Origin of the sequence: Streptomyces sp. NPDC058964, from assembly GCF_042741275.1 — a bacterium.
Lineage (GTDB): Bacteria > Actinomycetota > Actinomycetes > Streptomycetales > Streptomycetaceae > Streptomyces.
Window position 1 is genome coordinate 3,666 of sequence record NZ_JBHYKH010000044.1, and the last position, 12,330, is coordinate 15,995.

At 73.0% G+C, this 12,330-nt stretch carries 11 protein-coding genes; 7 read left to right on the forward strand and 4 right to left on the reverse strand.

Going from position 1 to position 12,330, the window contains the following annotated elements:
• A partial coding sequence (locus ACFW2E_RS08575; RefSeq protein WP_384463367.1) for a beta galactosidase jelly roll domain-containing protein occupies nucleotides 1–1,083 on the forward strand: 1,083 nt, incomplete at its 5' end.
• Between the two features lie 184 nt (nucleotides 1,084–1,267).
• Here ACFW2E_RS08575 and ACFW2E_RS08580 read toward each other — a convergent pair.
• Nucleotides 1,268–2,791: an alpha-N-arabinofuranosidase gene (locus tag ACFW2E_RS08580; protein WP_384463370.1), complete on the reverse strand. Its 1,524-nt coding sequence runs from the start codon at nucleotides 2,789–2,791 to the stop codon at nucleotides 1,268–1,270.
• 244 nt (nucleotides 2,792–3,035) lie between these two features.
• Here ACFW2E_RS08580 and ACFW2E_RS08585 point away from each other — a divergent pair, with 244 nt between their 5' ends.
• From ACFW2E_RS08585 to ACFW2E_RS08595, 3 genes are read left to right on the forward strand one after another with little or no spacing between them, the layout of a single operon-like run.
• Nucleotides 3,036–3,626, forward strand: a complete 591-nt coding sequence (locus tag ACFW2E_RS08585) for a toxin-antitoxin system, toxin component family protein (protein WP_384463373.1) — start codon at nucleotides 3,036–3,038, stop codon at nucleotides 3,624–3,626.
• The gene (locus ACFW2E_RS08590; protein WP_384463376.1) at nucleotides 3,623–4,855 is read left to right on the forward strand and encodes an MAB_1171c family putative transporter; all 1,233 of its coding nucleotides are present in this window, start codon (nucleotides 3,623–3,625) and stop codon (nucleotides 4,853–4,855) included. The genes ACFW2E_RS08585 and ACFW2E_RS08590 overlap by 4 nt, the downstream gene beginning before the upstream one ends.
• Complete coding sequence (locus ACFW2E_RS08595) at nucleotides 4,852–6,258, forward strand: NAD(P)/FAD-dependent oxidoreductase (RefSeq protein ID WP_384463379.1); 1,407 nt, start codon at nucleotides 4,852–4,854, stop codon at nucleotides 6,256–6,258. The genes ACFW2E_RS08590 and ACFW2E_RS08595 overlap by 4 nt, the downstream gene beginning before the upstream one ends.
• A 12-nt stretch (nucleotides 6,259–6,270) precedes the next feature.
• On the opposite strand, the gene ACFW2E_RS08600 is transcribed toward ACFW2E_RS08595, so the two are convergent.
• Nucleotides 6,271–7,116, reverse strand: coding sequence for an SMP-30/gluconolactonase/LRE family protein (locus tag ACFW2E_RS08600; protein ID WP_384463382.1), 846 nt, complete (start codon nucleotides 7,114–7,116; stop codon nucleotides 6,271–6,273).
• Entirely contained in the window at nucleotides 7,113–7,886 is a 774-nt protein-coding gene (locus ACFW2E_RS08605; protein WP_384463385.1) for an IclR family transcriptional regulator, read from the reverse strand. The genes ACFW2E_RS08600 and ACFW2E_RS08605 overlap by 4 nt, the downstream gene beginning before the upstream one ends.
• A gap of 165 nt (nucleotides 7,887–8,051) precedes the next feature.
• Here ACFW2E_RS08605 and ACFW2E_RS08610 point away from each other — a divergent pair, with 165 nt between their 5' ends.
• Complete coding sequence (locus tag ACFW2E_RS08610; protein WP_384463419.1) at nucleotides 8,052–8,654, forward strand: hypothetical protein; 603 nt, start codon at nucleotides 8,052–8,054, stop codon at nucleotides 8,652–8,654.
• On the opposite strand, the gene ACFW2E_RS08615 is transcribed toward ACFW2E_RS08610, so the two are convergent.
• Complete coding sequence (locus ACFW2E_RS08615; RefSeq protein ID WP_384463388.1) at nucleotides 8,644–9,516, reverse strand: RimK family alpha-L-glutamate ligase; 873 nt, start codon at nucleotides 9,514–9,516, stop codon at nucleotides 8,644–8,646. The two genes, ACFW2E_RS08610 and ACFW2E_RS08615, sit on opposite strands and share 11 nt — an antisense overlap.
• Nucleotides 9,517–9,644: 128 nt before the next feature.
• Between ACFW2E_RS08615 and ACFW2E_RS08620 the strand changes: the two genes are divergently transcribed.
• Together ACFW2E_RS08620 and ACFW2E_RS08625 are read left to right on the forward strand one after the other, a co-directional pair.
• Entirely contained in the window at nucleotides 9,645–10,700 is a 1,056-nt protein-coding gene (locus tag ACFW2E_RS08620) for a MerR family transcriptional regulator (protein WP_384463391.1), read from the forward strand.
• A gap of 189 nt (nucleotides 10,701–10,889) precedes the next feature.
• Nucleotides 10,890–12,330: acyl-CoA synthetase (locus tag ACFW2E_RS08625; RefSeq protein ID WP_384463394.1), on the forward strand; the 1,441-nt coding region annotated here is incomplete at its 3' end.

Consider the following 12,330-nt stretch of genomic DNA (forward strand, 5'->3'; position numbering starts at 1 on the left):
ACGGCTATCGGGGGGTTCACGGGGCGGTTCGGGGCCTTGGCGCACCTGGTCCTGGTGGGCCCGAGCGAGCCGTGGGTCCTGCGGCTGGACCCCGAGGCCGCGCCCGCCTTCGACGACTCGAAGTGGGCGGTCGCCGACAGACGGACGTCGTACAGCCCCACGCCCGTGCCCGGCGGACAGCCCGTCCTCTTCGCGGACGACTACGGCTTCCACTACGGCGACGTCTGGTACCGGGGGCACCTCGACGACGCGAGCGGTCTGGAGTCGGTGTCCCTCTCCTACAGCACGGGCACCCAGGGCATGCTCATGGCCTGGCTGGACGGTGAGCCGCTGGGCACACACCGGATGCCGGTGCCGGACAACGACACGGTCAGGAAGGGCAGCTGGGCGGACACGGCCGTCCTGTCCCTGTCCGGGCTGGCGGAGAAGGCGCGCGAGCGGCTCCGTGAGCGGCTGCGGGACGAGCCCGGCGGACATGTGCTGTCGGTCCTCGTCCGGCGCATGCAGCACGACCAGGACGGCAAGGCGCTCGACACGCACAAGGTGGCGCGCGGGCTGACGGGAGTCTCCTTCGAGGGAGCCTCGCCGAAGGTGAGCTGGCGGCTCCAGGGCGAGGCGGCCACCGATCCGGTGCGCGGGCCGCAGAACAACGGCGGACTGTACGGGGAGCGGGAGGGCTGGCACCTGCCGGGTTTCCCGGACGGAGGCTGGGAGTCCGTCCGCCTGCCGCGTGCCGACCGGGGGCAGGGAGTGACCTGGTACCGGACCGCCTTCAGGCTGTCCGTGCCGGGCGGCGTCGACGCCTCGGTCGGGCTGGTCCTGGAGGACGACCCGGCCCGCGCCTACCGCGTCCAGGTCTTCCTGAACGGCTGGAACATGGGCCAGTACATCAACGACGTGGGCCCGCAGCACACCTTCGTCCTGCCGAACGGCATCCTGCGCACCCGCGGTACCAACACCCTGGCCCTGGCGGTCCTGTCCGACGGCACGACGGAGTCGGGGCCGGGCCGGGTGCGGCTGACGCTGCTGGGCAGCGCGGCCGGAGGAGTGCCGGTGACACCGGTGCCCTCCCCCGGTCACTGACGCCCAGGGTCTGTCCGGCGGATCGGGTCGCGGCAAAGAGACCGCACGGGGGGCCGCCTGTTCGAGCGGAGCCGAGAACCTGGCGGAGCCGGCAACCGACGGCAACGCCTGGGGTCCCCCCTGCTCGAAGAGCTCGGGGGAGGGCGTGCCGGACCCCGCGTCTGCGGTATCCGCCGGGCAGTCCCTAGGCGAGCCGGATCACATTCCAGGACAGCGGCTCCAGCACGGCGGTGAGGCGGCCGTCCCGCAGGGCCGTGCCCTCGGCCGGGTGCGGGGCGACCCGCTCCGGGTCGTCGAGGGTGTTGCGGGCGTCGGGGTCGGCGTCCGCGAGGACATGGTGCTCGACGACCGACGTCGGGCCGAGGCCGTTCAGGGCGACCTCGAGCGGGAGCGGCCCGGTGCGGTCGCGGTTGACGGCGAACACGGTGACCGTGCCGTCGTCGGCACGGACCGCCGTGGCGTGCAGCAGGTCGACGTCGCCGTACTTCCCGGTCTCGTACGTGGGGGAGTCGACCCGGACGTCGAGGACCTGTCCGCGCCCGTACCGGGAGGCCTGCGCGAACGGGAAGAACGTGGTCTGCCGCCAGGCCGGACCGCCCGGCTCGGTCATGATCGGCGCGATGACGTTGACGAGCTGGGCCAGGCAGGCGACCGTGACGCGGTCGGCGTGCCGGAGCAGGGCGATGAGCAGCGAGCCGAGGACCACCGCGTCCAGGACGCTGTAGTTGTCCTCCAGGAGGCGGGGGGCCTCGGGCCAGTCCGCCGGGTCCTGGGCCTCGGCGTGCTCCTGCCAGCGCGACTGGTACCAGACGTTCCACTCGTCGAAGGAGAGGTTGATCCGTTTCTCGGACTTGAGCCGGGCGCCGACGTGGTCGCAGGTGGCGACGACGTTCTCGATGAAGGACTCCATGTCGACGGCGGAGGCGAGGAAGGAGCCGATGTCGCCGTCGGCGGGCTCGTAGTAGGCGTGCAGGGAGATGTGGTCGACGAGGTCGTACGTCTCCTGGAGGACCGCGGCCTCCCACGCGGCGAAGGTCGGCATGGCCTGGTTGGAGGAGCCGCAGGCGACGAGTTCGACGCGGGGGTCCATCTGGCGCATGCCGCGGGCCGTCTCGGCGGCGAGACGGCCGTACTCCCGGGCGGTCTTGTGGCCGGTCTGCCAGGGGCCGTCCATCTCGTTGCCCAGGCACCAGAGCCGGATCCCGAACGGCTCCTTGTCGCCGTGGGCGGCCCGGAGGTCCGAAAGGGCCGTGCCTGCGGGGTGGTTGGCGTACTCCTGGAGCTGGAGAGCCTCGGCGACGCCTCGTGTGCCGAGGTTGACGGCCAGCATGGGCTCGGTCCGCGGGCCGATCTTCCGGACGAAGCCGATGTACTCGGAGAGGCCGAAGCGGTTGGTCTCCGTGGAGTGCCAGGCGAGGTCCAGGCGCCGGGGGCGGTCCTCGACGGGGCCGACCGAGTCCTCCCACCGGTAGCCGGAGACGAAGTTGCCGCCGGGATAGCGGACGGTGGTGACGCCGAGTTCGCGGACCAGGTCGAGCACGTCCGTGCGCAGGCCCTCGGCGTCGGCGGCGGGGTGGCCGGGTTCGAAGATGCCGGTGTGGACGCAGCGGCCGAGGTGTTCGACGAAGGATCCGAAGAGACGGGGGTCGACCGTGCCGACCGTGAAGGCGGGGTCGAGGGTGAAACGTGCGGTGGTGCGCTTGCTCATGGGGTCCTTTCGGGGCGGTGCCACTGGAGAACCTGTTCGATATCTCGAATTACGCTCGCAACCTCGAACGGGACCGTAAATTTGAAAGCCATGCGCGTCAATGGCCCGGAGCGGACTTTCGAGCAACTCCGGTCACCGCGATGATCGTTACCGGTTGAACCACGGTCGTCGGATCGCATGACGCGAACACATCCAGGCGCGTAATCTCGGACAAGCCGCCGACCGGCGGTGAGAAGGGGGAGCGATGGACATCGCGGGCGCGCGGCAGCGGGCTGCCCGGATCGCCACGAGATGGCGGCGCACCCGTCCCGGTTCGGGCAAGCGCGGCCTCGCCGCCGATCTCGCCCGCGCGGTGCGTGCGAGACCCCGTCCCCCCTCCGACGTGCACGAGTTGTGCCGGGCGCTGTGCGAGGCGATGGGCGCGCGGCGGACCGGGCGGCCCGTCGAGCTTCGATTCGAACGGTTTCCCGACGAGATCGAAGTCACCGGTCTCTGGGTCGAGTTCCAGGACTTCGACCTGGTCATCGTGGAGGAACGGGCCGAGGCGCTGCAGCAACTGGTGATACTGGGCCACGAGTTGTGGCACATGCACGCCGGGCACCGGCACCACCACGGCGTCGGGGCGGCAACGGTGCACGCGCTGGCCGGCCGGGACGACATCGCCCTGACCGTCGCCGCCCGCAACGGCTCCCGCGAGACCGACGAGGCCGAGGCCGACGACTTCGGGCACCGACTCGCCGCGGCCTTCCGGCCGCTGCTGTCCGGCCGGGCGGCAGACGCGCGCCTCGACCCGGTCCAGCGCTCCATGGGCTACCGCGGAGGTGCGGCACGGTGACCGGCACCCTCGACCTGGCCGGCCTCGACCTGTCCCGCGGCCTGTACATCTCCTTCTGGCTGCCGACGGCGGTCCTCACCGTCGCGCTGGCCATCAAACTGCCCAGCATCATCAAGATGTGGCGCGACCCGCTGCTGCGCGCCGTCGGCGGTCTGCTGCTGTTCGCCTGCGCGGTGTTCGTGTTCGCGGCCCCGAAGACCATCGCCTGGACCAACCGGATCACCGGGGTCCCGAACATCTCGGCACCCTGGGTGTACTCCCTGCTCACCGCGCTCTGCGCGTCCTGGCTGCTGCTGATCATCGCCTGGCGCAACGGGATCTCCGAGCGCTCGGCCGCGACCCGTCGCGCGACCCGCTGGGTCGTCTCCGTCTACGCCGGCGTGGTGGTCGCCCTGTGGGTGCTGTTCGCGCTCGCGGACGTCCCCGTGGAACGCCTCCAGGACCTGGACACCTACTACGCCGACACGCCGTTCATGCGCGAGGAGATCCTCCTCTACCTGATCGCGCACACCGTGGCCTGCACGATCACCGCGCGGCTGATCTGGAACTGGATCCGCACCGACGGCCTCGACGCCTGGCTGCGCTGGGGACTCAGGTTCCTGGGCGTCGGCTACGCCACGAACCTGCTCTTCGACGCCTCCAAACTCACCGCCGTCGTCGCCCGGTGGACCGGCCACGACCTGGACTGGCTGAGTACCTATCTGGCGCCGTCGGCCGCCTGTGTCTCCGCCACCCTGGTCGCCGTGGGCTTCATCATCCCGCACGCGGGCCAGTACCTGGCCGAACGCTGGCGCGTCCGCGTCAGCCACTGGCGGCTGCGGCCCCTCTACCTGCTGATGCGGACCGTCACCGGCAACCGCGAGCCCTTCACTCCTCGCGCCACCGGGGAACTGCGCCTCATCCGCCGCGAGACGTTCGTCCGCGACGCGCTCCTCCAGCTCTCCCGGCACCTCGACGAGGGCCTGCGCGCCCGGTCGTACGAGGCCGCCCGCGCCCTCGGCCACGAGCCCGGCCGGGCCGAGGCCCTCGCCGCAGCCGTGACGATCCTGGACGCCGTGGAGACCCGCAGACGGTCGCCGGAGACCGACGGCACCGCCGCCTCGTCCGGCCCGGACACCACGTATCTGCTCCAGAAGATCCAGGCCGTGTCCCGGGCCCTGCGCCACCCCGACGACATCGAGGCGGTACGCGCCCGAGCGACCGCCCCGGCAGAGAGTGCCCGCACATGAGTGAACGCTCCACCCCCGCCGCCAGAACCGCCGTAGTGCTGGGGGGATCCCATACCGGCATGCTCGCGGCACGGGCCCTGGCCGGCTTCGCCGACCGTGTCGTGGTCGTCGACCGCGACGTCCTGCCCGAAGGGTCCGAGCCCCGCCGGGGGCTGCCGCAGGCGCGCCACGCCCACATGCTGTGGTCCGGCGGCGTACGGGCCGTGGAGGACCTGCTGCCGGGCATCACCGAGACGCTCCGCGCCGCCGGGGCCAACCGGCTGCCGGTCACGACGGACGTGGTCGCCCTGTCCTCGCAGGGCTGGTTCCGCCGCTGGCCCGAGTCCCACCACGTGATCCTGGCCGGCCGCGACCTGCTGGACGCCACGATCCGCGCGCAGGTCCTCGCGGACGAGCGGATCGAACCGCTGGGCGGCGCCGAGGTGCTGGGGCTCACCGGGACGGACACGGAGGTCACCGGGGTACGGATCCGGACGGCGGACGACGAGGAGCGCACCCTGGCCGCCGCCCTCGTCGTCGACGCCACCGGACGTGGCTCCGGCGCGCCCCGCTGGCTGGCCGCGCTCGGGCTGCCCGCTCCGGAGCGGCGGGAGGTGGACTCCGGGCTGGTGTACGCCAGCCGGCTGTACCTCGCGCCCGACCAGGCCCGGGACGGCTTCCCGATCGTCAACCAGCAGGCCGACCCGCGCGCCGGGGGACCGGGCCGGTCGGGCTGGCTGGTGCCCATCGAGAACGGCCGGTGGATCGTCACCCTGTCCGGCACCCGCGGCGGCGAACCCTGCGCGGACAACGACGAATTCCTCCGGTTCGCGCGCGAGCGGCTGCCGCACCCGGTCCTCGGCGACCTGCTCGGCAACGCGGAACCGCTGTCCGACGTGTCGGTCACCCGCGCCACCGTCAACCGCCGTCACTACTACGAGCGGATGCCGGTGTGGCCCGAGAACTTCGCCGTCGTCGGCGACGCGCTGGCCGCGTTCAACCCGATCTACGGGCAGGGGCTGGCGGCCGCCGCCCAGAGCGTGCGGATCATGCGGGACGTGATACGGCGTCAGGGCTGGGGAGCGCCGGGACTGTCGCGTCGTGTCCAGAAGGCGGTGGCCCGCCCGGTCCGGGCCGCCTGGGACCTCGCCATAGGCCAGGACGTGTTCTACCCGGGCGCGACGGCGAACGGCCCCACGCTCAGGGACCGGCTCGTGGCCGCCTACGTCGACCGGCTCATGCGCACGGCCACCGGCAACGGCCGGGTCGCCCGCAGGGTCACGGACGTGACGTCCCTGGAGCGGGGCGCGGAAGTGCTGCTCGCCCCCGACGTGCTCCTCGCCGCGGCGATCGGCCCGCTCAGGCCGGCGCTGTACGGGCCGCCGCTGACCGCCGAGGAGCGGAAGGCGGGCGGGCTGCTGTGAGTGCCGGGGCGGTCAGCCCGCGAAGGCCGGCTGTGGCAGGCCCTTGCCCGCCCCCGGTACCACCAGGAGCGACCCCGCCACCGGGTGCGGTGCCGTCAGCCCCACGCGTGCCGTCGTGATGTACAGGTCCGTCAGATCCGTGCCCCCGAAGGCGCAGGCCGTGATCCGCGGGGCCGGCAGCTCGATCACCCGGTCCAGTTCGCCGTCCGGGGTGTACCGGCGCACCGCGCCGCCGTCCCACAGCGCCACCCACACACAGCCGTCGGCGTCGACCGTCAGCCCGTCGGGGAAGCCCGCGCCGGTCTCGATCTCCGCCAGCCTGCGCCGGTCCACGGCGCGTCCGTCCTCGTGACGGAAGACGTCGATCCGCCGGGTGGGCGAGTCGATGTAGTACATCAGGCGGCCGTCGGGGCTCCACCCGGTGCCGTTGCTCACCGTCACGTCGTCGAGGACCACCTCGACCGAGCCGTCGCCCGTGACCCGGGAGAGCGTGCCGGCGCCCACCGCCTCGTCGTAGCGCATGGTGCCGGCCCACAGCGAGCCGTCCGGGGCCACCGCGGCCTCGTTCCCGCGGCGGCCGGGAACGGGCTCGTGGTGCAGCCAGCGGAAGGTGCCGTCCGGGTCCAGGAGGCCCACGCCGTCCCTCAGGTTGAGCACCAGGCCGCCACCGGCCCTGGGCTTCGCCGCGCCGACGTGCTGGTGCGTCGTGCGGACCGTACGGCGGCCGGTCGACGGGTCGTAGGTCTGGATCCGGGACCCGAGAATGTCCAGCCAGATCAGACGGCCGGTGACGGGATCCCAGGTCGGGCCCTCGCCGAGCGTCGCCTCCGCCCGCACCGCCACCTCGTAGGCCGTCATGCCGCACCCCTGTGGCCCAGGCGCTCCGACAGCTCGGCCGCCCCCTTGACGGCGAGCTGTTCCAGCTCGGCGCGGCGCTCGTCGCTCCAGCGGATCATGGGGACGGAGATGGACAGGGCGGCGACGACCTGGCCCGTGCGGTCGCGCACCGGCGCCGCCACACAGCTCACGTCCGGGTTGGACTCGCGGCTCTCCACCGCGATGCCGTGCTGCCGGATCCGGGCCAGGGCCTCGCGCAGGGCGCCCGGTTCGGTGATGCTGTTGGGGGTCATCGCGACCAGCTCGGCACCGTCCGGGATGCGGTCGGCCAGCTCCGGCTCCGGCAGTGAGGCCAGCAGCATCTTGCCGACCGAGGTGCAGTGGGCGGGCAGCCGGCGGCCCGCCGCCGACACCATGCGCACCGCGTGGGTGGAGTCGACCTTGGCGATGTAGATGACGTCGGTGCCCTCGAGGATGGCCACGTGGACCGTCTCGTCACAGGTCTCGGCGACCGAGCGGGCCACCTGCTGGCCCTCGGCGGCGAGGTCGAGCTGCTCGGCGTACCGGCTGCCGAGCTGGTACGGCCGCACTCCGAGCCGGTAGCGTCCGGGCTGTCCCGGTACGGGCACGATGTAAGACCGGGCGGAGAGCGTCGTGACCAGTTCGTGCACGGTGGTGCGCGGCAGCTGGAGCTTGCGCACGATGTCGGGGGCGGAGAGGGTCCCGTCTCCGTCGAGGAAGAGCTCAAGAATGTCGAGAGCCCGGGTCACGGCAGGTACGAGGCGTCCCACTTCCGGCCCCCTCTCTTGGGTCTAAGCGCCTGCGTTCGAAATTTCAACAGACGATCGGCATGACGAACACAGGCTAGTCATGCGGAGTTGCGCGGGCAATGGGTGTGCGGACCGGTGACGCGTTTGTTCCCGGCCATCGTCCGCGGACGCCTCCGCTGGGCGACGATGGTTCCCATGCCGCCCTCCGGAAAGCGCCCCGTGAGCCCCTTCACCGCGCTCGACTTCCAGCTCGTGCTGCTGCGCCGCATGGCCGACCACAACCCCGGCCTGGTCGAGGACGCGCGCCGTGCGCTGGGTGTCTCGATCGCGCAGATGCGGGAGGCCAACAAGCGCTGGCAGGCGATGGTCCGCTCGCCGCGTGCCCGCACGGCCGCCGCGCGCTACCGCTCCGTCCTCGGCCCGCCCGAGTACGAGACCAAGCGCACCGCAGGCGACCTGGAGTGCAGGGCCTGGCAGTGGCCGCTCCCTCTCTGGCCCGGCCTGCGCTTCGAGGCGCTGGTCGGTCCCGACGGCGCGGTCTGGAACGAATGGCTGGTCCGCGCCCCCGGCGCCCCCGCCCCGGAGCTCCGCACCGTGGAGGACCTCGCCCCCTGGCGCTGCACGGTCGACGAGGTGGCCCGCGCCTTCGCCCCCGCCCGCCCCCTGGAGGGCACGGCGCCGACCCGCTGGGGCCTGGCGTTCACGGCGCCCGACGCGCAGGGCGTACCCCGGGACGTCGCCGCCGAGTTCACCTGGGGGCTGCTGCAGCGGACGGCCGTCAGCGAGTAGCCGCCGCGAGCACCGACGCGACGACCGCCTCCACCGAGCCCGGGTGCAGGAACAGGAACAGATTCGGCTCGACCAGCTCCAGCTCCATCACCCGGGGCTCCCCGTCCTCCCCGTCGACGAGGTCCACGCGCGCGTACAGCAGCTCGGGAGCGTCCGGCACGGCGGCCAGGGCGCGCTCCGCGACGGAGAGTTCGGCCGCGGTCGGGGTCCACGGCTCCAGGTCGGGGTGCGGCACCTTGTCCGCGTCGTACGCCGCGCCGGACTCCAGGACGGCCCGCTTGCGGCTGGCGTGCAGCGGACGGCCGCCGAAGAACTGCAGGGCGCGCTCGCCACTGACGTCGATGCCCGTGACGTACGGCTGCACGATCGCGGTGAGCCCCTCGTCGTGCATCCGCGCCAGGTGCCGTAGGGCCGTCTCGCGCTCGGCGGGGGTGTAGCGGGCGGCGAACCGGGCGCCCGCGCCGAAGGTGGGCTTGACGACGAACTCGCCGTCGTCCGGCAGCTCGGGGGCGTCACCCGGGGTGAGGTACCGGGTCGGTACGACGGGCACCCCTGCCGCGGCCAGGTCGCCGAGGTACCGCTTGTCGGCGTTCCAGCGCACGACGGCGGCCGGATTGGCGAGGCGCGTCGCCTTCCCGACCCGCTCCGCCCATGCCACGAACTCGTCGGCGCGCCAGCTGTAGTCCCAGGTCGAGCGGATGACGACGAGATCGAACCCGCTCCAGTCGACCTCGGGGTCGTCCCAGGGCACGATGACGGCCTCGGCCCCGGCGTCCGTCAGGGCCGCCGCCAGCACCGGCAGGTCACGGTCGTGGTGGGGCTCGTCCCCCGGGTCGTAGGTGGCGAGTGCTGTGCGCGGCATGTCCCGCAGGCTAACAATCGCTCCGACAATCGAGCCAACGGGTTTGACCTTCACCTTCGGTGAGGCCCCAGCATCGGTGGGCAACGGCGGGGAACGTACGGACGGGGTGGCGCATGGGGACTGGGCCGATGCTGACGATCGGGGCCTTCGCGAAGGCCAGCAGGCTGTCGCCGAAGGCACTGCGGCTGTACGACGAGCTGGAACTGCTGCGGCCCGCGCGGGTCGACCCGGAGACCGGGTACCGCTACTACGCGGTGGAGCAGCTGGCGCGGGCGCGGCTGGTGGCGTGGCTGCGGCGGCTGGGTATGCCGCTGGCCTCGATCCGGCAGGTGTGCGCCCTCGAGCCCGCTGCGGCCGCCCGGGAGATCCGTGCCCACTGGGCGCGGGTCGAGCGGGAGACGGCCGTGCGCCGGGACCTGGCCGCGTTCCTCGTCGACCACCTGACCGCAGAGCCGAGGAAGGACACCGCGATGCTGGAACTGCGCTATTCCGCCCACTCCGACACCGGGCGCGTACGGCCCGCCAACCAGGACACCGCCTACGCGGGCACACGACTGCTCGCCGTGGCCGACGGGTTCGGTCCCGCGGGAGCGCCCGCGAGCAGCGCCGCCGTGGAGGCGCTGAAGTTCCTGGAGAGCGAGGAGCTGCCCGCGGGCAGTGTCCTCAACCTGCTGGAGGACGCCGTGCGCGGCGCGACCGAGGCGGTCCGGGACGTGGCCGAGGGCAGCGAGGAAGTCGGCACCACCCTGACCGCGCTGCTGTGGACGGGTTCGCGGCTGGCCCTCGTCCACATCGGCGACTCCCGCGCGTATCTCCTGCGCGACGGCGGTCTGTTCCTGATCAGCCACGACCACACGGTCGTCCGGGCGATGGTGGACGAGGGGCGGCTGGACCCGGAGGAGGCCACGACCCATCCGCAGCGCGCCCTGCTCCTCAAGGCGCTCTCCGGCGGCGCCCCGGCCGTCCCGGACCTGAAACTCCACGACGCGCTGCCCGGCGACCGGTATCTGCTCTGCTCCGACGGTCTGTACGGCGTCGTCCCGGACGAGCGGATCGAGCGGCTGCTGGCCTCCGTGCCGGCCCCGGACGGGGCGGTGCGCGCGCTGGTCGACGAGGCGAACAGGGCCGGCGGCCCGGACAACGTGAGCTGTGTGGTGGCCGACGTGGTGGAGGCGGCGGCCTGACGCCGTAGGACGCCGGCCCGTCCGGCCCGGGCGCGGGTGCCCGGCCCAAGGGGCGCGCGGAACGGAACCGCGGTCGGCGCAGCCGCGGCTCGCATCCGGCCAGAGCACGGTCGTGGGGACGCGGCACCTGGTGTAGGAAGGGTGCTGTCGTCCCCTGCAGCCGTCTCCTACAGGCAAGGAGTGCTCCGCGTGTCCTCCCTCTTTCCGGCCCTGGTGGGTGGTTCGGGCGAGCGTGTCGCCCTGCGGTTCGGCGACCGGTCGCTGACGTACGCGCAACTGGGTTCCGGCGCGGGGGCGGTGGCCGCCCGGATCCGTGACGCGGGCCGGGTGGCCGTGTGGGCGACCCCGGAGCTGGAGACGGCCGTCGGAGTGGTGGGCGCGCTGCTCGCCGGGGTGGCCGCGGTACCGCTCAACCCGAAGTCGGGTGAGAAGGAGCTGGCGCACATCCTCTCCGACAGCGTGCCGTCGCTGGTGCTGGCCGCTCCGGGCGCGGAACTCCCCACCGCTCTCGGCGGACTCGAGCGCGTCGACGTCGACGCGTACGGCGCCGGAGCCGTCCCGGAGGACCGTGCGTCCGAGGATGATCCCGCCTTGATCGTCTACACCTCCGGCACCACCGGCCCGCCCAAGGGCGCGGTCATCCCCCGCCGGGCGGTGGCCGCGACCCTGGACGCGCTGGCCGACGCCTGGCAGTGGACCGGTGCCGACGTGCTGGTGCACGGGCTGCCGCTGTTCCATGTGCACGGCCTGGTGCTGGGCGTCCTCGGCCCGCTGCGGCGCGGCGGCTGTGTGCGGCACCTCGGGCGTTTCGGCACGGAGGGTGTGACCCGGGAGCTGACCGGCGGCGCCACCATGCTGTTCGGGGTGCCGACGATGTACCACCGCATCGCCGAGGCCCTGCCCGGCGACCCGGAGCTGGCCAAGGCGCTCGGCATGGCCCGGCTGCTGGTCTCCGGCTCCGCCGCGCTGCCCGTGCACGACCACCAGCGCATCACGGCGGCGACCGGGCAGCGGGTGATCGAGCGGTACGGCATGACCGAGACGCTGATGAACACCAGCGTGCGGGCCGACGGGGAACCGCGCGCGGGGACGGTCGGCGTGCCGCTGCCGGGGGTGGAGCTGCGGCTGGTGGAGGAGGACGGAACGGTCCTCGAGGACCGGGACGGGGAGACCGTCGGCGAGATCCAGGTGCGCGGCCCGAACCTCTTCACCGAGTACCTCAACCGGCCCGACGCCACCGCCGCCGCGTTCACCGCCGACGGCTGGTTCCGCACCGGCGACATGGCGGTGCGTGAGCCCGACGGGTATGTGCGCATCGTCGGACGCAAGGCCACCGACCTGATCAAGAGCGGTGGTTACAAGATCGGGGCCGGGGAGATCGAGAACGCGCTCCTGGAGCATCCGGGGGTGCGGGAGGCGGCCGTCACCGGTGAGCCGGACGCGGACCTGGGCGAGCGGATCGTGGCGTGGATCGTGCCCGCTGATCCCCAGTCGCCGCCGTCCGACGAGGAGTTGGCCGACCATGTGGCCCGCCGGCTGGCCCCGCACAAGCGCCCGCGTGTCGTCCGCCGCCTGGACGCCCTTCCCCGCAACGACATGGGGACTATCAGGAAGTGTGCGCTGCTCTGTG

Excerpts from the sequence above, each read along its gene's own strand:
- ACFW2E_RS08610 (WP_384463419.1), top strand. The coding sequence starts at position 8,052 with ATGGTTCCCATGCCGCCCTCCGGAAAGCGCCCCGTGAGCCCCTTCACC.
- ACFW2E_RS08600 (WP_384463382.1), bottom strand. The coding sequence starts at position 7,116 with ATGACGGCCTACGAGGTGGCGGTGCGGGCGGAGGCGACGCTCGGCGAG.
- ACFW2E_RS08615 (WP_384463388.1), bottom strand. The coding sequence starts at position 9,516 with ATGCCGCGCACAGCACTCGCCACCTACGACCCGGGGGACGAGCCCCAC.
- ACFW2E_RS08620 (WP_384463391.1), top strand. The coding sequence starts at position 9,645 with ATGCTGACGATCGGGGCCTTCGCGAAGGCCAGCAGGCTGTCGCCGAAG.
- ACFW2E_RS08585 (WP_384463373.1), top strand. The coding sequence starts at position 3,036 with ATGGACATCGCGGGCGCGCGGCAGCGGGCTGCCCGGATCGCCACGAGA.
- ACFW2E_RS08580 (WP_384463370.1), bottom strand. The coding sequence starts at position 2,791 with ATGAGCAAGCGCACCACCGCACGTTTCACCCTCGACCCCGCCTTCACG.
- ACFW2E_RS08595 (WP_384463379.1), top strand. The coding sequence starts at position 4,852 with ATGAGTGAACGCTCCACCCCCGCCGCCAGAACCGCCGTAGTGCTGGGG.